The sequence below is a fragment of the Acinetobacter silvestris genome (genome assembly GCF_002135235.1).
Taxonomy (GTDB): Bacteria; Pseudomonadota; Gammaproteobacteria; order Pseudomonadales; family Moraxellaceae; genus Acinetobacter; species Acinetobacter silvestris.
The window spans coordinates 146137-170728 of sequence record NZ_NEGB01000004.1 but is presented as its reverse complement, the minus strand read 5'-3'; the positions used below and the strand labels follow the sequence as shown (position 1 = coordinate 170728).

At 39.2% G+C, this 24592-nt stretch carries 20 protein-coding genes; 7 read left to right on the top strand and 13 right to left on the bottom strand.

The genetic code is table 11. From position 1 onward, the window contains the following. Nucleotides 1–102: 102 nt before the first annotated feature. Together paeA and B9T28_RS08570 are read right to left on the bottom strand one after the other, a co-directional pair. Nucleotides 103–1428 (bottom strand): polyamine export protein PaeA, encoded by a 1326-nt coding sequence (paeA, locus tag B9T28_RS08575; protein WP_086203566.1) that lies wholly within the window; start codon nt 1426–1428, stop codon nt 103–105. A 138-nt stretch (nt 1429–1566) separates the two neighbouring features. Then, the gene (locus B9T28_RS08570) at nt 1567–2556 is read right to left on the bottom strand and encodes a LysR family transcriptional regulator (RefSeq protein ID WP_086203565.1); all 990 of its coding nucleotides are present in this window, start codon (nt 2554–2556) and stop codon (nt 1567–1569) included. 644 nt (nt 2557–3200) lie between these two features. On the opposite strand from B9T28_RS08570, the gene B9T28_RS08565 reads away from it, so the two are divergent. Further along, on the top strand, nt 3201–4802 hold the full coding sequence (locus B9T28_RS08565) for an isocitrate lyase (protein ID WP_086203564.1): 1602 nt from the start codon (nt 3201–3203) through the stop codon (nt 4800–4802). Nucleotides 4803–5122: 320 nt separating this feature from the next. Next, on the top strand, nt 5123–6034 hold the full coding sequence (locus B9T28_RS08560) for a polyprenyl synthetase family protein (protein ID WP_086203563.1): 912 nt from the start codon (nt 5123–5125) through the stop codon (nt 6032–6034). Between the two features lie 320 nt (nt 6035–6354). On the opposite strand, the gene B9T28_RS08555 is transcribed toward B9T28_RS08560, so the two are convergent. From B9T28_RS08555 to B9T28_RS08540, 4 genes are all read right to left on the bottom strand, one after another. Further along, nucleotides 6355–7209, bottom strand: a complete 855-nt coding sequence (locus B9T28_RS08555) for an SPFH domain-containing protein (RefSeq protein ID WP_086203562.1) — start codon at nt 7207–7209, stop codon at nt 6355–6357. 23 nt (nt 7210–7232) lie between these two features. Continuing rightward, on the bottom strand, nt 7233–7697 hold the full coding sequence (locus tag B9T28_RS08550; RefSeq protein WP_086203561.1) for an NfeD family protein: 465 nt from the start codon (nt 7695–7697) through the stop codon (nt 7233–7235). 108 nt (nt 7698–7805) lie between these two features. Continuing rightward, nucleotides 7806–8723: a patatin-like phospholipase family protein gene (locus B9T28_RS08545; protein ID WP_086203560.1), complete on the bottom strand. Its 918-nt coding sequence runs from the start codon at nt 8721–8723 to the stop codon at nt 7806–7808. Nucleotides 8724–8782: 59 nt separating this feature from the next. Further along, on the bottom strand, nt 8783–9409 hold the full coding sequence (locus B9T28_RS08540) for a lysophospholipid acyltransferase family protein (protein ID WP_086203559.1): 627 nt from the start codon (nt 9407–9409) through the stop codon (nt 8783–8785). A gap of 146 nt (nt 9410–9555) precedes the next feature. Between B9T28_RS08540 and B9T28_RS08535 the strand changes: the two genes are divergently transcribed. Beyond that, nucleotides 9556–10833, top strand: a complete 1278-nt coding sequence (locus B9T28_RS08535; RefSeq protein ID WP_434057129.1) for an MFS transporter — start codon at nt 9556–9558, stop codon at nt 10831–10833. Nucleotides 10834–10935: 102 nt separating this feature from the next. On the opposite strand, the gene B9T28_RS08530 is transcribed toward B9T28_RS08535, so the two are convergent. The 7 genes from B9T28_RS08530 to B9T28_RS08500 all read right to left on the bottom strand — a co-directional run bounded on the left by B9T28_RS08530 (nt 10936) and on the right by B9T28_RS08500 (nt 18901). Further along, nucleotides 10936–11376 carry a universal stress protein gene (locus B9T28_RS08530; RefSeq protein WP_086203558.1) on the bottom strand — a complete coding sequence of 147 codons (441 nt, stop codon included), beginning with the start codon at nt 11374–11376 and terminating at the stop codon, nt 10936–10938. Nucleotides 11377–11893: 517 nt separating this feature from the next. Then, nucleotides 11894–12526 carry a CatB-related O-acetyltransferase gene (locus B9T28_RS08525; protein WP_086203557.1) on the bottom strand — a complete coding sequence of 211 codons (633 nt, stop codon included), beginning with the start codon at nt 12524–12526 and terminating at the stop codon, nt 11894–11896. Nucleotides 12527–12653: 127 nt separating this feature from the next. After that, the gene (gene greA / locus B9T28_RS08520) at nt 12654–13130 is read right to left on the bottom strand and encodes a transcription elongation factor GreA (RefSeq protein WP_086203556.1); all 477 of its coding nucleotides are present in this window, start codon (nt 13128–13130) and stop codon (nt 12654–12656) included. Between the two features lie 94 nt (nt 13131–13224). Continuing rightward, nucleotides 13225–16455 carry a carbamoyl-phosphate synthase large subunit gene (gene carB, locus B9T28_RS08515; protein ID WP_086203555.1) on the bottom strand — a complete coding sequence of 1077 codons (3231 nt, stop codon included), beginning with the start codon at nt 16453–16455 and terminating at the stop codon, nt 13225–13227. A 13-nt stretch (nt 16456–16468) separates the two neighbouring features. Beyond that, entirely contained in the window at nt 16469–17608 is a 1140-nt protein-coding gene (carA, locus tag B9T28_RS08510; protein WP_086203554.1) for a glutamine-hydrolyzing carbamoyl-phosphate synthase small subunit, read from the bottom strand. Between the two features lie 393 nt (nt 17609–18001). Then, the gene (locus B9T28_RS08505; RefSeq protein ID WP_086203553.1) at nt 18002–18541 is read right to left on the bottom strand and encodes a DOMON-like domain-containing protein; all 540 of its coding nucleotides are present in this window, start codon (nt 18539–18541) and stop codon (nt 18002–18004) included. Nucleotides 18542–18577: 36 nt separating this feature from the next. Next, entirely contained in the window at nt 18578–18901 is a 324-nt protein-coding gene (locus tag B9T28_RS08500) for a YhbY family RNA-binding protein (RefSeq protein ID WP_086203552.1), read from the bottom strand. Between the two features lie 199 nt (nt 18902–19100). Between B9T28_RS08500 and rlmE the strand changes: the two genes are divergently transcribed. From rlmE to B9T28_RS08480, 4 genes are all read left to right on the top strand, one after another. Beyond that, entirely contained in the window at nt 19101–19751 is a 651-nt protein-coding gene (gene rlmE, locus B9T28_RS08495) for a 23S rRNA (uridine(2552)-2'-O)-methyltransferase RlmE (protein WP_086203551.1), read from the top strand. 132 nt (nt 19752–19883) lie between these two features. Next, on the top strand, nt 19884–21782 hold the full coding sequence (gene ftsH, locus B9T28_RS08490; RefSeq protein WP_086203550.1) for an ATP-dependent zinc metalloprotease FtsH: 1899 nt from the start codon (nt 19884–19886) through the stop codon (nt 21780–21782). 125 nt (nt 21783–21907) lie between these two features. After that, nucleotides 21908–22759, top strand: coding sequence for a dihydropteroate synthase (gene folP, locus B9T28_RS08485; RefSeq protein WP_086203549.1), 852 nt, complete (start codon nt 21908–21910; stop codon nt 22757–22759). 129 nt (nt 22760–22888) lie between these two features. Beyond that, nucleotides 22889–24505, top strand: a complete 1617-nt coding sequence (locus B9T28_RS08480; RefSeq protein ID WP_086203548.1) for a vWA domain-containing protein — start codon at nt 22889–22891, stop codon at nt 24503–24505. Nucleotides 24506–24592: the final 87 nt, after the last annotated feature.

Below are 24592 nucleotides of genomic sequence, written 5' to 3'. Positions count from 1 at the left end.
TTAATTATAATAAAATAGATAAATTGAATTATTAGCTAAAAAAGCCTATCACGAGGATAGGCGAGATCAGTATTTTTATAAGAGTATTTCTACCCAATCATTCTATTCTTCAGGCGTGCTTTGTGGCTCTTCCGGTCTTTCGAGTAATCGGGTCACCAGTAATTGGTCAATTTTAAAATGATCGACATCGACCACTTCAAATTTATAACCACCAAAAATAACGCTATCCGCTGGGCGTGGAATTTTTCTAAGTTGAACCATCATAAAGCCAGCCAGTGTTTCATAGTTTTCTTCATCGGGCATTTCATCAATTTCTAAGGCATGTTTCATATCTTCGATTGGTGTACTACCTTCAATCAACCATGAGTTGTTATCCCGTTTAAAAATTTGTTGATCTGCTTCGATTGGAATAACCCAATCACCCATAACAGTAATCATGATATCCGACAGGGTAATCACACCAACGACTAACGCATATTCATTAATAACGACTGCAAATTTTTCTCTAGTCGAACGGAAACGATCTAACAGTTCGGACAGCGTTAAGCTATCTGGAATGGTCAGAACGGTACGAATGGTATTTTCATTTAGTTGTAGTAAAGACTGATTATTTAAAATACGGACTAAAATATCTTTGGCATCAATATAACCAATGACATCATCAATATTTTCACTACATACTAAAAACTTCGAATACGGATATTCTGCTAATTTTTGACGGATACTGGCTTCAGATTCTTTTAACGTAAAGTAGACCACATTTTCACGGGTCGTCATACTGGATGGAACATTGCGTTCTTCTAGCTCAAATACATTTTCAATGAAGTGATGCTCTTGTTTTTGCAGCACGCCAGCTTGTGCACCTGCATCCATCACCGCTGAAATATCGGCAAAGGTGATGTTGTCATCACGAATGGTATTGACCTTAAATAGTCTAAATAGCATATTCGCAATGGCATTAATGATCCAAGCCAAAGGTTTACAAATGATGATGAAAACCTGAATAGGATTAATCACTGCAACTGCAATTTTTTCAGGTGCAATCATCGCCAAACGTTTTGGCATAAGATCTGCAAATAAAATAAATAATGACGTGACTAAGGTGAAAGAAAGGGCGAAACCAATGCTATCCGTCCAAGGGCCGACATAGAAGCGATCAATAAGTGTCACAAAATAAGGGCGAAAAGCGGCTTCCCCTAGAATACCGCCTAAGATGGCAACAGCATTAAGACCAATTTGGGAGGCTGCAAAAAAATCGGCAGACTGCGCTTGTAGATCTAATACTTTTTGAGCACGATCATCACCAGCTTCCGCTAAGATTTTCAGTTTAACTTTACGTGCACCTGCCAGTGCAATTTCGGTTAAAGATAAAAAACCTGCACCAATAATTAATATGACAATGATCAAGATATTCTGAAAGAGACTCACATTTCACCTGTGGTTTGTCATTATTATGAAAATATTTTTAACACAAAAAGTGTCTAGATAGTGAATAAATCCACTACCTAATTGAGAATTATAAGCTTGAAAGAGGAAGAGCTTAAGACAAATTATAAAAAAATAAGCTTAATATTTAGAAAAATGCGAATTGTTGGTTAAAAATTCACGATTTTCTTCTTCAATCATTTGACGTGCGACATACAGAATGAGCTGACGTAACCAGCGATGAGCAGGGTGATGGTGCAATAATGGACACCAAGCCATCTTTAACTCAAATTCTGGAATATAGAATGGTGGATCTTTAATGAGAAGATTTGGATTATTTGACTGTAAGCGCGCAATACGACTCGGTAGTGTCGCAATTAAATCGACATTGGCAGCCAAAAGCGCCGGCATTTGATAATGACGAGTAAAGACTGAAATCTTACGTTTTTGACCAATACGCTCGAGCGCTTGATCAATCCAGCCCAGTCCAGCTTGTTTATCAGGATTTACGCCAAAGCCAACGCCCATACCTGTTTTAGATACCCAAATATGTTGCGCATCTAAATAGCTTTTTAAATTTAAATTCGCTGCTGCTGGATGTTTATTATTGAGTAGGCAAGAGAAACTGTCGCGCCAGACTAAAACTTGATGGAAACTTTGTGGAATTTCATTGAAACGGTTAATGGCTAAATCAACTTTACCTTGCTCCATGTCGCGGTAGGACACATCGCTTGGCGTTAAAAAGTCGAGGACAACATTGGGGGCTTCTGAGCGTAAGGCTTTGACTAGACGAGGTACTAAAGTCGCCTCTGCATAGTCAGACGTCATAATGCGGAAAACACGGTTTGAGGTATAAGGACGAAATTCGGTACGCGGTTCCAAAATCATCGATAAGTCGGAAAGAGCATCACGAATACGAGGTTGTAATTCTAAAGCACGTTCTGTTGGGGTCATGCCTTCGGAAGAGCGAATCAGAAGCGGATCATTAAACAAATTACGTAAACGACGTAAAATATTACTCATTGCGGGTTGGGTTACCCCCAATTGTTCTGCTGCACGGGTTACATTTTTTTCACGTAGAAGTACATCAAGATAAATGAGTAGGTTTAGATCGACCCGTTCCAGATTCATAAAAAAAATACCGAAGATAAAATCAAGAAATTATAATGATTATGCCATAAGCACTAAGGGTTGTGTAGAAACACGATGAAAAAAACAGCGTAACTATACAAATATAAAGCTAATTTTTTATATAAATGAATAAAGCGAAAAATATCAAAATTTAGATTTTATTGGATTCATTTTCATCTACACCAACATGGATTTTATCTGAGGAAAGATCTACAGATCAGCACTTAAAAGTGATGTCTGTACCTTGTAGCGCAGATTGTTTAGAACAGATCATTAAGCACATAAATAAGTTCGGATAGGGCTATAACGAGTAAAAATAAGACATGAAATCGTGAGGTGAGACTTAAGTCTAACATTGATAAATTAAATGAACTGATGATTCACTATACAATTGTAGTGTGGTTTGATTTTTAATAAATTTTTTAAAAACATATGCTTGTTGATTCTTGAAATGATTATCATACGACTTTAATCTACATATTTTTTAAATAAATACTGAAAATTAACGCAGGCTATTGGATTAATTATTTGACTCCCTCTAAGCTGTATTCATAACAACGAAGTGCTCTAAATCTGAACAAATAAATAGTGAGAAGATTTAGTCCTTCAACTGATGAAATCCTAATATTATTACAGGAAATATCATGACTCAATATCAAACAGCAGTAGATGCAATCCGCGAATTAAAAGCAAAATTCGGTAGCACTTGGCGCGATATTAGCCCAGAAGATGCTGCACGTATGCAAATGCAAAACCAATTCAAAACTGGTTTAGATATTGCTAAATATACCGCTGCAATTATGCGTCGTGATATGGCTGAATATGATGCTGACTCTAGCAAATATACTCAATCTTTAGGTTGCTGGCACGGTTTCATCGCACAACAAAAAATGATTGCGAACAAAAAATACTTCGGTACAACTGACAAGCGTTACATCTACCTTTCTGGTTGGATGGTTGCTGCACTTCGTTCAGAATTCGGTCCACTTCCTGACCAATCTATGCACGAAAAAACTTCAGTACCTGCTTTAATCGAAGAAATCTACACTTTCCTTCGTCAAGCTGATGCGAAAGAATTAAACGATTTATTCCGTGCGCTTAAAAAAGCAAACGAAGCGGGCGATACTGCTAAAGCTGCTGAAATTACTGCTCAAATCGATGGTTTCCAAACTCACGTTGTGCCAATTATTGCGGACATCGATGCTGGCTTTGGTAACGAAGAAGCGACTTATTTACTTGCGAAGAAAATGATCGAAGCGGGTGCTTGTGCACTACAAATCGAAAACCAAGTATCTGATGCGAAACAATGTGGTCACCAAGCTGGTAAAGTAACTGTTCCACACGAAGACTTCATCTCTAAAATCCATGCATTACGTTATGCATTCTTAGAAATGGGTCTTGATGACGGTATCATCGTTGCGCGTACTGACTCTGAAGGCGCTGACTTGACTCAAAAAATCCCAGTGGTTAAAGAGCCAGGCGATATCGCTTCTCAGTATATCGGTTTCTTAGACACAGTTGAAATTGACATTGCAGATGCTCAAGAAGATGAAATCTTGATCAAGCGTGATGGTAAATTACACCGTCCTAAGCGTTTAGCTTCTGGCTTGTACCAGTTCCGTCCTGATACACAAATTGACCGTGTTGTACTTGACTGCGTATCTAGCTTACAAAATGGTGCTGACTTACTTTGGATCGAAACTGCGACGCCAAACGTTGACGAAATAGCTCACATGGTGAACCGTGTGAAAGAAACAATTCCAAATGCGAAGCTTGTTTATAACAACAGCCCATCATTCAACTGGACTTTAAACTTCCGTCAACAGTCTTATGACCGTTTTGTTGCTGAAGGTAAAGACGTTTCTGCTTATGACCGTGCTAAATTGATGAGCGCTGAGTATGACGAAACTGAATTAGCTGCTGATGCTGACGAAAAAGTTCGTACATTCCAAGCGGATGCTTCTCGTGAAGCGGGTGTGTTCCATCACTTGATCACACTTCCGACTTACCACACAGCTGCTCTTTCTACTCATGAGCTTGCTAAAGGTTACTTCGGCGATCAAGGTATGCTTGCTTATGTTGCTGGCGTACAACGTAAAGAAATCCGCGGTACGATTGCATGTGTTAAACACCAAGCAATGGCTGGTTCTGACATCGGTGATGATCACAAAGAAATCTTCGCTGGCGACAATGCATTGAAAGCTGGTGATGACTCTAAAAACACAATGAACCAATTCGGTGGTTAATCCTTCCAATTGATTCAAAAAAAACCCTGCGAAAGCAGGGTTTTTTTATGCAAATGTAAAAATGAAAATTCCTGATTGTTTATGATTCAGGTTGAATCAATTTTAACTGGCTGGCAGAGTGAGTTAACGTAATTTTTTTATGTCGCTAGGTCGTCTCATTAAAATGGAGTAAGCGCTAAATCCAACAGAATTTTAGAATAGGCTCATTATTTAAAAACGTTGTATAAATTAAATAGATGAGAGTTACATCTATTCATTGTAGAATACTAATCATTAATATGGGTGATTCCATACCACCAAGCTGAAAATCCGAGGCAAAAGTGACATCAATTCCTAATGTGAATGCAGAAATTCTGCAACAGGCACAGCAACGTATTCAACAAGACTTAGAAACAGCATTAACAGCTTTTTCTATACCTGAACCGTTAAAAGCCGCTGTTTTTCACACGGTCATGTTAGGTGGTAAGCGTATTCGTCCGGCACTCTGTTATGCGACGGCAAATTTAAGTACTGATCAATCCAATTATGCAGCAGTGCGTCGTGCAGCCGTCGCAATTGAATTAATTCATTGCTATTCACTGGCACATGATGATTTACCTTGTATGGATAATGATTTATTGCGTCGTGGACAACCGACCTGTCATGTTGCTTTTGGGGAAGATACGGCATTACTTGCAGGTGATATTTTACAATCGATGGCTTTTGAGGTTTTAGGGAGTCGTTTGTTTGATCAAGCTATCTCCGTTGCTGCACCGATTGTATTAAAGCAAATGCAGATTTTAGCCACAGCAAGTTCAAAAATGGTTTGTGGTCAGGTACTCGATTTACAAGCAGAAGGTCAGCGGGTAGACCAAGAGCATCTTGAAAAAATTCATCGGAATAAAACTGGCGCACTTATTCAAGCTGCGATTATGATGGCTGCAGTGACGATTTTTGAAGGAACAGATCATGCGATCCCGAAACTACGTCAATATGGTCAAGCCATAGGTTTAGCTTTCCAAGTACAAGATGATATTTTAGATGTCATTTCAGATACAGATGTTTTAGGTAAAACTGCAGGTAAAGATGAGCAAGTAGATAAGTCGACTTATCCTGCGTTAATGGGTATAGAGCAAGCTCAAGTCTATGCACAGGAATTACATGACCAAGCTTTCCAAGCACTGGCTTATTTTGGCGAGAATGCGGCTGACTTAAATCAAATTTCACAATTTTTATTATCACGTAAAAGCTAAGTTTTGAGTAATGACTAAGGGGCTATGCTAGCTCCTTTTTTGTATCTATTTTTTAATCTGTGTATTGCTGATATAGAGTTCATTTTTTCAAAATGTTTAATTCGATCTTGCTCAGTGCTTTGTTTATCAAGCTGAATAGAATAATAGAGCGAATATAAAATAATTAACGTGAGGGGGCAGGGCTGGAGTGTCTATTTGTAAGAAAACAGAGATTAAATACGACAATAGAATAAGGCATTAAGCATAAAAAACAGGCAGTGATTACACATTGCCTGTTTTATAATTTTGATCAATTACTGATTGAATCGGTCAAAATTGCTTTAGTGATTACGACCCATAACACCACGAATCGTATTCATAATATCCGCTGGTAATACCACAGTTTTGGCATTATTTGATTTAGCCATATCTTGCATAGCTTTTACATATTGTTCGCCCAGTAAATATGCGACTGGAACTTCTTTGTCACCGACAGCAGCGGTAATCATTGCAATGGATTTTTGCGATGCTTCTGCCAAAATGACTTGAGCCTCAGCATCACGACGAGAGGCTTCTAAACGACCATCTGCTTCTAAAATTGCCGCTTGTTTTTCACCATCTGCACGGCTAACCGTAGCACGACGTTGACGCTCTGCAGCAGCTTGAGCTTCCATGGCAGATTGCATGGTGCTTGATGGTGTAATATCCTGAATTTCAACTGTTTTTAATGTAATTCCCCAGTCTGAGATATCATCTGATATTGCTGCTTTTAATTTAGCTTTAATATGATCACGTGAAGATAAGGCATCATCTAAGTCCATTTCACCGACAATTGAGCGTAGTGAAGTCTGTATCAAATTTTGAATTGCCCACGTGTAATTTTCAATACCGTAAACCGCTTTTTCAGGCGTGGTCAAATTAATATAAGCGACTGCATTCATGAGTAATACCGCGTTATCTCGGGTAATCACTTCTTGTGATGGAATATCTAATACAATGTCTTTGGTAGTGACTTTATATGCTACTTCATCGACATAAGGGATGACAAAACTTAGGCCAGGAGTCAGTGTAGTATGATATTTTCCTAAGCGCTGTACGATCCATTTATAACCTTGCGGTACAATTCGGACGCCTTTAAAAATGGTCACACCTACAAATAATAATAGTGCTAAAACAACAATTGAACCAAAACCCATTTTTTGTACCTCTTTTCTTTGATTTATAGTGCAGTCGAATGTGGTTGTACCACAAGATCATTACCTAAAATATCAGTCACACGGACGCGATCACCCACTTGTACAGGCGCTAGCGTACGGCAATTCCATTCATCTGAGCCTAATAATGGGATAGGAAAGCGGACACGAATTTGATCATGGGCTAAACCCGTCTGAATGACCATGCCTGTTTGTCCGATGGTCGCCTCACGGGGTAAGCCTGCTTGAGTTTTATCGATAGAGAGTGGCTTAATCCACTTAAACCAAGCAACGGTACAGATGATAGAGAGGATGATCCAACAGATAATTTGCACAGTAAAGCTCATACTGGGAATGAGCCACAGCAGAATACTGACAATGATGGCGGCAATACCAAACCATAATGCCGCAAATGCAGGTAGGATTAATTCAGATAACATGAGCAGAATGCCCAATACAAACCAATGCCACGGTTCAAAAATAAAGTTCATACATCTACTCTTGTCATTATCATTGATATAGAAGACAGGTCATCTATATCAATGTAGCAGATCACAACTCATCTGAATATGAAAACGTGAATTTTCTCATTTTTTGAATTAAAACTTAGCACGCGGGGCTGGTTTAAACGCAGCGGGTGATTTTTTGAAATTATTAATTGCAGTTTGAATCGCAATAATTTTGACTTGAGCGGCTTTTTCACCTTCTAAAACAGCTTGGTTACTGGCTGTTAGATCGAGTGTACCTAAATGTCCAACTTTCGGTTGAATCACGATCGTGGCTTGGCTCAATTCATTTTGAATACTTTGTTGGCCCATAATATTAATGGTTTGATCTAATAATCCCCACATACTTATCGGTTGACTACCTGATGGTCGTGCAGAAATATCAACGGCAATCACGATATCAGCCCCCATATCTTTGGCTGTTTGTACTGGAATTGGGCTAACCAATCCACCATCGACATATTTTGCCTGACCAATACTAGTGGGTACAAAGACGTTGGGAATACTACAAGATGCACGAACGGCTTGTCCGGCATTGCCTTTAATAAAGTCTGCTTTTTTACCTGTTTCTAAACGTGTTGCAACTGCAGCAAAACGAATAGGAAATTTTTCAATAGGCTTATTGGCGACATTGAGATTGACGTAATCTTGCAGTTTTTGTCCCAAGACAAAGCCTTGACTATTTAGGGTTAAATCACGAAGGTCGGATTCTTTTAGTTGCTGAGCAATTTGTTGTAATTGATACGGCGTTTTACCACTGGCATAGATACTGCCGACAAAACTTCCAGCGCTAGTACCCGTTACAATCTTCGGTTTAATTCCGTGAGATTCTAAAACTTTTAACACACCAATATGTGCAAAACCTTTTGCTCCACCACCACCCAAGGCAATTGCAATAATTGGCTCTCGTGCTTTGATGGCTGTTGTTTGAGTCGGTGTTTTGACTGTTTTGTCACATCCAACTAAGGCAAGACCGATCAGGCCTATAAATCCAAGTTGTTTAAATCGCATGTTTGTACATCTTTAAAGCAAAAATATGCGCACATGACAACAGATTGTTGCTTAATTTTCTAGCGTTTTTTCAATAGTTTTTGTAACGGTTTGGCTAAGCGCGCTGAAATTTTTGGAGAAAAATGACCTTTATAATGCGACAAAATTTCAGCTAAATCTTTTTCATAATTTCCAGTAGGTTGCATCACACCTAAGCAACGGATAACTTTTTGGTCATAGTCAAATGCAAACATAACAATCGGAATCTGTGCACCATAAGCAATATGATAAAAGCCACTTTTAATTTTTTCTGCCCTTTTTCGGGTTCCCTCAGGGGCAAGCGCGATCCAAATTTTATCTCTAGAATGGATAATATCGATAACTTGTTGCGTTAAACCATGAGGGGAATCCCGCTGTACCGGAATTACGCCCATCCATTTAAAGAAAGATTTAAATGGAGGTTTAAATAAACTATCTTTACCTAAAATAGTGACTTGAATTCCAATGCCCAACATTGCTAAAAAAGCATAAAAACCATCAAAATATGAAGTATGCGGTGATATGATTGCAACCGCTTTAGGTAGATTTGGAAATTCACCATCAAATCCCCAATCTTGTGCAAGATAGAGATTTTTAAAAAAATGACGACTTGTAGGGCTTCCACGTTGTGGAACTTGGTCGGGTAGAGTGGGGAAGTTCTTTGACATTGTTTTTATAGGGCTACTCAAAAGTTTTAAAAGTTAAATTTTTGCTCAGAATTGATCATAGGCAAAACTTAAATATGGTCTCTATTTCTATATATAACTTTAGATGAGATGTTTTGTAAAGTATGGATGAATAAACATAAATTAAAATGATGATATCAACAGCACCCAAATTATATCTCTTACTCTTTTCTTTATATTGGGCGCAAGGCTTACCTGTGGGCTTTATGACGCATGCATTGCCCGTTATTTTACGTTATCAAGGTGTTTCTTTAGCACAAATTGGTGGTTTTGGTTTGTTAATGGCCCCATGGGCGATAAAAGTTTTATGGGCACCATGGGTTGATCGATGTGGATATAAAAGTATTGGTCATTATCGCAGTTGGATTTTACCAGCACAATTATTGAGTGTCATAATCCTTATTATATTGTCCTTTTTACCGATTCAAGCGCTAAATCAGCCACTGTATCTGGGCATGTTTTTTGTTGCCTTACTCTGTATGAATGGCATAGGTGCTACTCAAGACATTGCTACTGATGGGCTTGCGGTGAGTATCTTAAAAGAAGAACAGCAACATTGGGGCAATATGTTTCAAGTGGTTGGTTCTCGCTTAGGTTTTATCATCGGTGGTGGTGCAATTCTTTGGGCGATGGATTGGCTTACTTGGCAAGCAACATTTTTAATTCTAGCGGGCATTGTTTTAATCAACACCATTCCAATTTGGCTGTATAAAGAACCTGAACACAAACATAGAGAAGAAAAACATAGAGAAGAAAAACCTCTTCAGCGTGTAGACCTGCAATCAATCATTCCGCAAATTAGATCTTATTTAAGATACTTTTTGACCTCAAAAACGATGCTGTGGTGGTTTGTTGTTCTGTGCAGTATCAAACTTACCGATGGCTTATCAGGCCCCATTATTAAACCCTTATTGGTTGATTTAGGTTTGTCATTATCGCAAATTGGAATTTATGTCACCATGTTGGGCGCAGTTGCTGCTTTATTGGGAGCTGGTATTGCAAGTTATCTCCTTAAATATATACAACGTAGCAATGCACTTCTATTATTTTCAATTTTGAAAATAATGAGTTTGTTGGGATTTGTATGGTTGGCACATTTATTTGAAAATAAAGGCATGATTCAACCTTGGTGGATCTATTTAATCAATGCCTGTGAGGATCTATTTTCTGCGATGTTATTGGTGGTGATCTTGACCATCGTTATGCAATATAGTCGTAAAATGCATGCAGCTACGGACTTTACCTTTCAGGTCTCTATTATGGCCATGTTGGGAGGGGTACTGTACACAGTAAGTGGGGTTGCTGGTGATCTTTTGGGTTATCAAGACTATTTAAGCTTGATTGTATTCATTGGGATGGTTTGTTTAGTACCAATGTTCATTTGGAAGCGTAGTGTAAATAGATGACTTTAAGATTCTTAAGATTGGCTCAAACTAAAACAAGCTAATAAATTAGTTTTGTCTTGGTTTGAGCTGATTCGATTGGCTCTCAAATCATGTTTGTTACTTTTATTGTTTGATCACAAGTATTGGGGTTTGGATTTCTGTCATTAGACTTTGTGCCACACTGCCCATAATAAATTTCTTAAATCCGCTTCGACCATGAGAACTAATGACCACTAAATCACTCCCTAACTCTTCAATTGCTTTTGCAATGGTACGTGAAATACTTTCGCCTTCTAGAAGTTTGGTTTCAACGTCTAAACCTTCAGCGGCAAACTTTTCTTTTGCGGTATTTAGGTTTGCCTGAATAAAGTTTCTTGCGCGTTCAATCAGTTGATTGCTGGGACCACTAACCATATATTCTGCTGCAATATAAGGATCAAGGGTCATCACTTGTACAATCGTCACTTTACTATTAAAAATTTTTGCTAATTCTATTACAGGTTTAATCACATTGAGTGAGTTTTCTGAACCGTCAATAGGCACTAGAATATTATGATACGCCATGTGTATTTCTCCTTATTGTTTTTACAAAAAATGCAACGGTATTTTGATAAAGACTCGGACTAATAAAGCTTGTTCTTTGATCATAATCTTTATTTTATACAAATAAAACCCAGTAATTTGCTGTGGATAATATATGTATATTTGTACTTATTGGTAAGGAAACTAACATAGAGTTGATGAATAAATAATCTCTATTGCACTAAAGTTGAGTAAGAACTTTTAAGGTGAAGTTGCGATAAATTAATGCTTTTTTAAAAGCACTAATTACTTTTTATTCGTACTTAAAATAATGTAATACATCGCTATATGGGATTTTTAAAGTCATATTTTGTTTGTTTTTAATCACTTGAATTTTTATTGATATACATGGCTAGTAAGAAAAATTCAGTGCGTTGTGAGTGGAAAAGTTCTATCCGTGATGATTCAAAAATTTAGTCTGGGACTTCAATCTGGCTGTTATGGAAATCGTGCTTACGTTTATATAATTAATAATATGAAACTTGTTGTTTTGTAATAATTAAATAGAGGATTTAAAGTTTTCAAAATATTGAACTAACTTTTCGACATCATCCGTCTGTAATTGTTCACGCATTTTTAAAAACTGCTTTTCATCTAAATTATACAGCTTTAGAGAAAGTAGTTTTTTTATACCTTCCTCGGGAAAACGATATTTAATAATTTTGGCAGGAACACCACCTACCACAGCATAAGGCGGCACATCTTTAGTTACCACAGCACCTGTCGCAACCACAGCACCTTCGCCTAGTGTTACTCCTTGCATAATCATGGCTCGGCTACCAATCCAACAACCATCACCAATAATGGTATCACCAGCAGGGACAAAGCTACGGGTATCGAACGGAAAAGCCGAAATCCAATCAGGGCGATGTAACTGATTTCCACCCATCATAATCACGCATTCTGCGCCAAAACAGACAAAGTTGCCAATATGTAGCTGATCTATCGGTTTTTCAACGGTAGCAGGTTTATCATGTAGATAGCGCACCACACAACGTTCAAAACCTTGATCCCAATAAGCTGAATAATATGAATAATTCCCTTTGATCTGGATGTTGGGGTTCTTCACCGTTTTAGAGATGAATTCGAACTCGCACCAGTGTTTAACAGGGGAATTAATCAATTGATCCATAAAAAAGACAGCAGGAAAGGGTGCTTTATTATAACTGAAAAAGTACTGCTCATTTTAAATGGCGATGTGGATATACTTAAAAAGAAAAACCCCTCAAAAGAGGGGTCTGAAATCGAATCTTTAAATTTTAAAGATATTCAACTTTCACAATTTCGTATTCTACTTCACCTTGAGGTGTTGTAATTTTTGCTTCATCGCCTTCGCTTTTGCCCAAAAGACCACGAGCAATCGGTGAGTTCACAGAAATCTTATTGATCTTAAAGTCAGCTTCATCATCACCAACAATCTTATAAGTTTTTTGTTCTTCATTGTCTAAGTTTTCGATAGTCACTGTCACACCGAAAACCACACGACCATTTTTTTCAAGTGCTTTGACGTCAATTTCTTGAACAGCACCCAATTTACCTTCGATATCTTGGATACGACCTTCGCAGAAGCCTTGTTGCTCGCGAGCAGCATGATATTCCGCATTTTCTTTCAAATCCCCATGTTCACGCGCTTCAGCAATGGCTGCAATAATGCGTGGACGGTCAACAGATTTTAACTGTTGTAATTCTTTCTCTAGGGCAATTTTGCCTTCAGGCGTCATAGGATAACGTTTCATTGTTGTCCCTCACAGTTGTTATGTATTAAAAAATACGGATTAAAAATGAAAAAAATCCCGCCACCGATAGGTGACGGGACTTATCGGAATTTAATTAACCTTTAGTAAGGTCTTGCAAGCGGTATACATCCATTGGCAATTGAATTGCTAAAGCTTGGCATACAGCATCGGCACCATTTAAGGTTGTAGTGTAATACACTTTGCCTTGAAGTGCAGAGCGACGAATCGAGAACGAATCTTGCTGCGCTTGTTTACCTTCAGATGTGTTGATAATGAGGTGAACTTCGCCATTTTTCAAGCGGTCCACAATATTAGGACGACCTTCGGTGACTTTATTCACACGCTCACATTCAATACCAGCCTCTTTGATCACGTTATAAGTACCGCCAGTTGCGATAACTTTAAAGCCAAGATCAGTCAACTGTTTAGCAATACCAACCGCACGTGGCTTATCTGATTCACGGACAGACAAGAATGCATGTTTCACTTCACCTTCGGTTGGCAGACCTGGTAAACGGTCGTTCGAGCCTAACACAGCTTTATAGAACGCTTCACCAAAAGATTTACCAACGCCCATGACTTCGCCTGTAGATTTCATCTCTGGGCCAAGAATAGGGTCAACACCTGGGAATTTGTTGAATGGGAACACTGCTTCTTTTACTGCGAAGTGTGTCGGGATAATTTCTTTAGTAAAGCCTTGAGAGACTAAAGATTGTCCAGCCATACAACGTGCAGCAACTTTGGCTAAAGACTCGCCGATACATTTAGAAACGAATGGCACAGTACGTGATGCACGTGGGTTCACTTCTAAAATGTAAACGTCATTACCTTTTACAGCAAACTGTACGTTCATCAAGCCAATCACGCCAAGCTCTTTTGCCATCGCAACAGTTTGACGACGCATTTCGTCCTGAATCTCATTTGAAAGAGAGTAAGGAGGAATTGAACATGCAGAGTCACCTGAGTGAATACCTGCTTGTTCAATGTGCTGCATGATCCCGCCGATCACCACATCTTTACCGTCAGATACGCAGTCCACATCAACTTCAATGGCATCATCTAAGAAACGGTCAAGTAGTACGGGTGCTTCGTTTGATGCTTGAACCGCATCACGTAAGTAGCGTTTCAGTTCATCGTCATTATAGACGATTTCCATCGCACGACCACCCAGCACGTATGAAGGGCGTACTACAAGTGGATAGCCCACTTTAGATGCTTCAGCCATACCTTCTTCAGCAGATTTTACAATGCTGTTGTTTGGTTGACGAAGTTGCAGACGTTGAATCATTTGTTGGAAACGTTCACGGTCTTCTGCACGGTCAATCGCATCAGGTGATGTACCAATAATTGGCGCACCAGCTTCTTCAAGCGCACGAGCCAATTTCAAAGGTGTTTGACCACCGTACTGTACGATAATACCTTTAGGCTTCTCGATACGTACGATTTCTAACACATCTTCTAGTGTAATTGGTTCGAAGTACAAACGATCTGAAGTGTCATAGTCAGTAGAAACCGTTTCAGGGTTACAGTTGACCATAATGGTTTCATAACCATCTTCACGCATTGCAAGCGCAGCGTGAACACAGCAGTAATCGAATTCAATACCTTGACCAATACGGTTAGGACCACCACCAATCACCATGATTTTATCTTTGGTCGATGGGTTTGCTTCACATTCTTCATCATAAGTTGAATACATGTAAGCTGTATCTGATTCAAACTCAGCAGCACACGTATCAACACGTTTGTACACTGGGTAAACACCCAAGTTCCAACGTTGTTTACGGAATTGTTTTTGTGAAATGCCCATCAAGTTTGCAATACGAAGATCAGACAAACCTTTGCGTTTGAACGAACGGATATTATCTGCATTCAAATCACCGAAGCCCAAAGTTTTAACTTGTTCTTCAGTCTTAACAATGTCTTCAATTTGAATTAAGAACCAACGATCAATATTGGTTGCAGCAAAAATTTCATCTAAACTGAAGCCATGACGGAATGCATCAGCGATATACCAAATACGATCTGGGCCTGGAACTTTAAGCTCTTGTAGGATTTTATCCTTCGCGCCTTCAGCACCCACTTCAATTTGCTCATCAAAGCCACATACGCCGACTTCAAGGCCACGAAGTGCTTTCTGCATAGATTCTTGGAAGTTACGACCAATCGCCATGACTTCACCCACAGATTTCATCTGTGTAGTTAAGATTGCTTCAGCTTGTGGGAATTTCTCGAAGTTGAAACGAGGGATTTTAGTAACAACATAGTCAATTGATGGTTCAAATGATGCTGGGGTTACGCCACCAGTAATGTCATTTTTCAATTCATCAAGGGTATAACCGACTGCCAACTTCGCTGCAATACGAGCGATTGGGAATCCAGTGGCTTTTGAAGCAAGCGCAGATGAACGTGAAACACGTGGATTCATCTCGATTACAACCATACGACCGTCTTTCGGGTTAATACCGAATTGAACGTTCGAACCGCCCGTTTCAACACCAATTTCACGAAGAACAGCTAAAGATGCGTTACGTAATAATTGGAATTCTTTATCTGTCAGTGTTTGTGCAGGTGCTACAGTGATTGAGTCGCCTGTGTGTACGCCCATTGGGTCAAAGTTTTCAATGGTACATACGATAATGCAGTTGTCGTTTTTGTCACGAACAACTTCCATTTCATATTCTTTCCAACCAATTAAAGATTCATCAATCAATAATTCATGGGTTGGAGAAAGGTCGAAACCACGTTCACAGATTTCAATGAATTCATCGCGGTTATACGCGATACCACCACCTGAACCACCCATGGTGAATGATGGACGAATAATAGAAGGGAAGCCTAGTTTTGCTTGAATTTCAAATGCTTCTTCCATGTTGCTGGCAACAGCAGCACGTGGGCATTCAAGACCAATACGACGCATCGCATCATCAAACAATTTACGGTCTTCAGCCATTTCAATGGCATCTTTACTCGCACCAATCAATTCAACATTGAATTTTTCTAAGATGCCATGCTTGTCTAACGCAAGGGCACAGTTCAATGCAGTTTGACCACCCATAGTCGGTAAAACCGCATCTGGACGTTCTTTTTCAATGATTTGTGCAACAGTTTGCCAAGTAATCGGTTCGATATATGTGGCATCTGCCATACTTGGATCGGTCATAATAGTGGCTGGATTAGAGTTCACTAAAATAACACGATAACCTTCTTCACGAAGTGCTTTACATGCTTGTGCACCTGAGTAATCGAACTCACATGCTTGGCCGATGACAATCGGGCCTGCACCAATAATTAAGATGCTTTTAATGTCTGTACGCTTAGCCATGATCGCTCCTTAATTACTTCTTAGATGCTTCAATAAGTTCGATGAAATGATCGAACAATGGGGCACAGTCATGTGGACCAGGATTCGCTTCAGGATGACCTTGGAAGCTAAATACTGGTTTGTCTGTACGATGAATACCTTGGTTTGTTCCATCAAATAATGACTTATGTGTCACTTTTAATGTTGCTGGCAATGTATCCGCATCTACAGCGAAGCCATGATTCTGAGAAGTAATCATCACTGTACCATCTTCGATGTTTTGTACAGGATGGTTGGCACCATGATGGCCGTGACTCATCTTCATGGTTTTAGCACCAGAAGCGAGCGCAAGAATTTGGTGACCTAAACAAATACCAAACACAGGTAAATTTGTGGTTTCTACAATGGTTTTTACAGCTTCAATCGCATAATCACATGCAGCAGGATCGCCAGGACCATTTGATAGGAATACGCCATCTGGATTTAAAGCAAGTACTTGTTCTGCAGGTGTTTGAGCAGGAACGACAGTAAGTTTGCAACCACGGTCTGCAAGCATACGTAAGATGTTGGTTTTGACACCGTAATCGTATGCAACCACATGGAATTTAAGTTCTGGTTGAGTAAAGCCTTGCCCAAGTGCCCATGAACCTTCAGTCCATTCATAACTTTCAGGGTCACAACATTCTTTAGCAAGATCTAAACCATCTAAGCCACCAAATGCACGTGCTTTTTCAATTGCTTCTTCTGCAGTGATATTTTCACCTGCAAGAATACAACCGTTTTGTGCGCCTTTATCGCGCAGAATACGTGTAAGTTTACGTGTATCGATATCTGCTATGGCAACAACATTATGTTGTTTTAAATAGTCGCCTAAAGATTGCGTAGCGCGGAAGTTACTATGCAATAAAGGTAAATCACGAATGATTAAACCGTTAGCCCAGACTTTATGAATTCGACCTGACTCGGCATCTTCTTCATTACAACCTGTATTACCAATGTGTGGGTAAGTTAACGTCACAAGTTGTTGTGCATAGCTTGGGTCAGTTAAAATTTCTTGATAACCAGTCATTGCTGTATTAAAAACGACTTCACCAGTCGTAGAACCCGATGCTCCGATAGACGTACCTTTAAAGATCGTTCCATCAGCGAGGGCTAAAATGGCGGGGATGCTCAAACCAAAGCTCCTGAATTTTAGGCTTTAAAAAAGCGAGTAGACATAAAAAAAGGATGGTTATCTTTAATTGAAAAAGATAGTCCCCCCTTGGTCTGCTCGCTTGTAACTTAACAGTGAATTATACGCATGAAAGGGTTAAAAGTCCACGTTAATTACCAAGAATATGTCAGATTATTGTCTTGTTTTTTGTGAAAGATATATTTTTTAAAAAATCAAGGATTTTGGAATTGACTAAAAATTCAAATACATATTTTTATTAGATTTGTGTTTTTAGAGTATCTGTTTGATATGCAGTGGAATAAGTGAGTAAGGGAAAATTATATTTTACCAAACAATAAAAAAGTGAGGTGGTATCCTCACTTTAAAAATATTGAATAAGCATTTAAATAGGCATTAACACTGATGTAACCAATCGCGTTTATTGTGGAAATCGGCCTGTGGGCTACTATGCTGCATGGCATAGTACTGATTTGAGTTTTCCAATTTTAAAACGGCGGTTAAACCGATAAACAAATTTTCCCATTTAAGTTTATGTGCAACCATAAACTCAGTTAAATCTAAACTAACATTTAAACCATAATGGGTGCGTTTTAAATGATTGAGATCGATATCAGAAGCAGGCTGTGGTGGCATGTCTTCAGGATAACGATATTCTTCAAATTGATAGACTTGCCAAGCTTGTGAAGGGGAGAGGTTGACTTCACGATAATAATCTTCATCTTGGACACCAATGAAAATTTCAAAGCAAGTCTGTTCCCATAGATAATCCTGACGAGGATGTGAATTCGCTAGTTCAGGATATTGAATCAATTGATTTGGATCGCTTAGCCAAAAAGCCACATTTAAGCTGCATGGGCTCTGCTGTTCAATTGCTGCAACTAAAGAAATCGATTGAAAACGACGATCAAAAGCATTCAGGTCATAACTTGCCATAAAATAATCTTCAAAGTTGTCTAGTGAATAAACTTGTTATTTTGCAACATTTGCGTGACGAACAAGATTAGACAGTTTTGGATTTTGTTTTGCAGCTTTTTTATAAAGCAAAGCAATTTTACCAATAGTTTGAACAACTTCTGAGCCAGTAACTTCAGCAATTTCTGTAATTGCAGCAACACGTGCGTCACGATCTTCGCCTGCAATCTTAACTTTAATCAGTTCATGATCACTCAAAGCACGATTTGTTTCTTCAACGACGCTTTCAGTTAAACCTTGTCCGCCAAGCATGACTACTGGGCTGAGTGCATGTCCAATTTGACGTAAGCGTTTACGTTCTTGAATAGATAAAGCCGCCATAAAGATAACCTAATTTTAAAAACGACTCAGTATAGCAAAGCTCGACTCTTAGCGCTGTAAATTCTGTAGAAATAATCAATAAAGCTGATTTGAAAAAACATGCAGTGGTGAGTGCATAGTTAGATACAGATGTATACTGCATCATGAAAGAATTTCACGTACAATCAAAGATCAGACGTTAATTAGTAAATTGAGAGTTATGGCTACACGCATCACCAACCCAAAGTTATCTAAAAGTAGTCGTGATTGGATGAGAGAGCACTTAGACGATCCTTATGTGAAAAAAGCACAGAAGGAAGGTTATCGTGCGCGTGCAGCTTATAAGCTACTTGAAATGCAAGAAAAATATAAAATTATAAAACCAGGAATGACCGTGGTTGATTTGGGTGCTGCACCAGGAAGTTGGTCGCAAATTGCGGGTAAACTGGTGGGATCTAAGGGTTTATTGATTGCATCTGATATTTTAGAAATGGATGCATTGACTGATGTAACCTTCTTACAAGGTGACTTCCGTGAAGAAGAAGTTTTCGAAAAACTGTTAAATCTTTTAGATGGACGCCAAGTAGACGTTGTAATTTCAGATATGGCCCCCAATACATCAGGTAACAAGGCAGTAGATCAACCGCGTCAAATTTACTTGTGTGAGCTGGCATTGGATTTTGCCAATAAGGTTTTAGGACCTAAAGGGCAATTTGTGGTAAAAGTTTTCCAAGGAATCGGTTTTGATGAGTTCCGTAAACAGGTTGTTGATAGCTTTGATGTTTTAAAAACGTCAAAACCATTAGCTTCACGTGCCCGTTCAAAAGAAGTGTTCTTAATTGGACAGGGGCGTAAAAAAGCTTTACGTTAAAGTTTACTTGCCAAGCTGTGAAAAATTGTGCATTTTGTACAATTTTAAATTTATGACAAGCTGTTTACTAGCTTTGGTTAGGGTCACCCGCTATTGGGCATGATCAAATTAGATTGATATGGGAATAAAGCTTTGAGCGATATCTTCAAAAATGCCGTATTGTGGCTCGTTATCCTAGGTGTGCTGATTCTTATTTTCAGTAACATCAGTGACCGCGACAAACCCGATGCGATGAACTATTCAGCATTCGTGGCTGCTGTCAATGCTGGTCAAGTGAAGCAAGTTACAATTGATGGTCTACAAATCAGCGGTGAAAAAACCAATGGTACTAAGTTTGAAAGTGTCCGTCCTGCGATAGAAGACCCTCAACTTATGCCAAGTTTGACAAAAAATAATGTCACTGTTGAAGGTACTGCTCCACAGCGTCAAGGTTTATTGATGCAGCTTCTCATTGCGAGCTTCCCTGTATTATTAATTATTCTTCTGTTCATGTTCTTTATGCGTAATATGGGCGGTGGTGCAGGCGGTAAAAATGGACCAATGAGTTTTGGTAAATCCAAAGCTAAAATGTTGTCTGAAGATCAAATTAAGGTCACTTTTGCTGATGTAGCTGGTTGTGATGAAGCAAAACAAGAAGTTGTTGAAATTGTTGATTTCTTAAAAGATCCTGCAAAATTTAAGCGTTTAGGTGCGAGTATTCCTAAAGGCGTATTGATGGTTGGTCCTCCAGGAACGGGTAAAACTTTACTTGCTAAAGCAATTGCGGGTGAAGCGAAGGTTCCATTCTTTAGTATTTCTGGTTCTGACTTTGTTGAAATGTTTGTTGGTGTGGGCGCGTCGCGTGTACGTGACATGTTCGAACAGGCAAAACGCCATGCGCCATGTATTATCTTTATTGATGAGATTGATGCAGTTGGTCGCCATCGTGGTTCAGGTACAGGTGGTGGTAATGATGAGCGTGAACAAACGCTGAATCAAATGCTGGTAGAGATGGATGGTTTTGAAGGCAATGAAGGTATTATCGTTATTGCTGCAACTAACCGTGCAGACGTACTGGATAAAGCCTTACTTCGTCCAGGCCGTTTTGACCGTCAAGTCATGGTTAGCCTGCCAGATATTAAAGGTCGTGAGCAAATTTTAAATGTCCACATGAAAAAATTACCTTCAGTAACCGGTGTTGATGTCAAAGTATTGGCACGTGGTACACCAGGTTTTTCAGGTGCACAATTGGCCAATCTTGTGAATGAGGCTGCATTATTTGCTGCTCGTCGTAATAAGAATACAGTTGATATGCATGACTTTGAAGATGCTAAAGATAAGTTGTACATGGGGCCAGAACGTAAATCGATGGTGATTCGTGAAGAAGAGCGTCGTGCTACGGCTTACCATGAAGCAGGTCATGCGATTGTTGCGGAAACTTTACCAGGCACAGATCCAGTGCATAAAGTTACGATTATGCCGCGTGGATGGGCATTGGGTGTGACTTGGCAGTTGCCTGAATTCGACCAAACCAGCCATTATAAAGACAAGATGTTGAATGAACTTTCAATTTTGTTTGGTGGTCGTATTGCGGAAGAAGTCTTTATTAATCGTATTTCGACGGGTGCTTCAAATGACTTTGAGCGCGCAACTAAAATGGCGCGTGCAATGGTGACTAAATACGGCATGTCAGACAAAATGGGTGTGATGGTCTATGAAGATGACTCTCAACAATCATTTATGGGTAATATTGGCAGCCGTACGATTTCTGAAGCGACACAACAACAAGTTGACCAGGAAGTTCGTCGTATTTTGGATGAGCAGTATAACGTTGCACGTGATATCTTAGAAAATAAAAAAGATATCGCACATGCAATGGTCAAAGCGTTATTGGAATGGGAAACCATTGATCGTGATCAAATCCGTGACATCATGGAAGGTCGTGAGCCGCAACCACCTAAAGTATATGTGGCTGAAAACCCAGTTGTGGATGTTACTCCTACAGAGGGACCATCAACACCGCCACCACTGCCTTCTTTGCCTAAAGCTTAAAATTTAAAACCACCTTCGGGTGGTTTTTTTATAGGTGGAAATACTAAAGCGCAAGATGAAAAATATCGCTCTAAGTATTCAGAACACGCTAAAATAATTGGCATATTATTGGAGATGAACTGAGCATGCATTTAGTATCTTTACCAAATAAAATTTTACAGTGTAGTAACCGACAACTAGATTTATCTACGCCGCATGTTATGGGAATTTTAAATGTGACACCAGATTCATTTAGTGATGGTGGGCAACATAATGGTAAAGAACAAGCTGTTAAGCATGCATTACAAATGATCGCTGATGGCGCTACAGTGATTGATATTGGTGGCGAGTCGACTCGTCCGGGTGCAACACCTGTGTCAATAGCAGAAGAGATACGGCGCGTGGTGCCTGTGGTTGAAGCATTATCGAAATATGATGTGGTTTTATCTATTGATACCTCAGAGCCAGAGGTGATTCGAGCGGCAGTAAATGCGGGGGCGCATATTTGGAATGATGTGCGTGCGTTAACACGTCCGCAGGCACTGGTAACGGCAGCTGAGCTGAATATTCCAATTATTATTATGCATATGCGTGGTGAGCCAACCACGATGAATAATCTAGATCAATATAAAAATGTAACCTCAGATGTGATGCATGAATTACAACAACGTGTAGATGCTGCATTGCAGGCTGGGGTTCAGGCTAAACATATTATGATTGATCCTGGCTTTGGTTTTGCTAAAAATGCACAGCAAAATTTAAAGCTGCTACAAGAGCTTTATCAATTAAAAGCAATGGGATATCCCATTCTTTCAGCACTTTCACGGAAGCGATTTATTGGTGAGGCTTTAGGTGGTGCAGATGCGCAGCATCGTGCGGTGGGGAGTGTCGCTGCACACTTAATGAGTATTCAACAAGGTGCTTGTATGGTACGTGTGCATGATGTTAAAGCGATGAGTGATGCGATTAAAGTATGGAATGCAATGCGCAATGCTTAACGCACAGTGTGTTTATGAATTTACTTAAGTACACTTTAAGTTGTTACAAAACATTAAGATGATGTGGTGAGCATGATGTTAACTTGATTTGACTCAGAATTTTTAAAATAAAAATATAGGATGGATGTCATGCGTGCAAAGCAAAAAAAATTGGTTATAGCTGTATCTGTGGTTTTACTAAGCGCCTGCGCTCAAACGCAACACTCTGTTCATGATGCAGGAATGATGGAGTATGCTGAAAAAGCTTCGGCAAAAACGATGGTTCGAGTGGCACCGCTAGTAATGCCAAGTATGGTCGCTCCAGTTCCAAATTTGATTGAAAACACCGAAAAATATCAAAAAATTGAAACGAATACGGTCAAACGTGTCGCTCAAGAACCAATTTCAACCTTTAGTGTTGATGTTGATACTGGTAGTTATGCCAATGTGCGGCGTTATTTGCAGATTGAAAAGCAGTTACCTCCTGTAGATGCAGTGCGTGTCGAGGAGTTGATTAATTATTTTGATTATCACTATCCTCAACCGAAGGGAGCTCATCCATTTTCAGTGCATACCGAAACCGTAGATTCACCATGGCAACCACAAGCGAAAATAATCAAAATTGGAATCAAAGCTCGAGATATTGATCCAAAGAAATTACCTGCTGCAAATTTGGTATTTTTGGTGGATGTTTCTGGCAGTATGGATGATCCAAATAAGCTGCCTTTAGTAAAGAAAACATTGAGTATTTTAACGGAGCAACTTCGTCCGCAAGATAAAGTCACGATTATTAGTTATGCAAGTGGTGAAAAATTATTGCTTGAGCCTACATCAGGGGCAAATAAAGAACAAATTTTAAGTGCTATTGCTCAATTAAAAGCGGGTGGTGCAACGTCTGGTGAGAAGGCGATTCAATTGGCTTATAGTGAGGCACAAAAAGCTTTTGTCCAAGGTGGGATTAATCGAATTCTGATTGCCACTGATGGTGATTTTAATGTTGGAATTACCAATTTTGAAACCCTAAAAGGGATGATTGCTGAAAAGCGTAAAACGGGGATTTCATTTACGACTTTGGGTTTTGGTGTGGGTAATTATGATGAACAATTGATGGAGCAATTGGCAGATGCTGGGGATGGAAATTACAGTTATATCGATACTGAAAAAGAAGCCAAAAAAGTCCTGCAACGGCAACTTAGTTCAACTCTGGCAACAGTTGCGCAAGATGTAAAAATTCAAATGGAGTTCAATCCTGCAACGGTTAAAGAGTATCGTTTAATTGGTTATGAAAATCGAATGCTTAAGGATGAAGATTTTAACAATGATAAGGTCGATGCGGGTGATATTGGTGCGGGGCATACCGTTACTGCATTGTATGAAATTATTCCAGTAGGTCAAAAGGGTTGGTTGGCAGATCCACGTTATCAACCGAGTAAAAAGGAAAATTTAGGCAAACAGTCTGAATATGGTTATTTAAAATTAAGATATAAGTTGCCAAGTCAAAGCCAAAGTATTTTGCTGAGTCAGCCTGTAGTGGTGTCTAGTCAGAGTTTGAGTCAGGCAAGTGCAGATACTCGTTTTGCGATTGCTGTTGCCGCTTATGGGCAGCAGTTGCGTGGTGGTGTATATAATGGTGCAATGGGCTGGAATGAGATTCTAAATTTAGCGGAAAGTGCAGATCAGCCAGATCCATTTGAATTAAGAGCAGAATTTTTAGATTTACTCAAGCAAGCTAAGAATTTTAGCTCAGATCAAGTGAGGCCTAAATAGATCAATACTGGACGGTAAAACCTAAAAAATAGGCACGGCAGTTTGTTGTTTTGCGGGTATTGTGTTATATAAGCTCGCTGATTGATG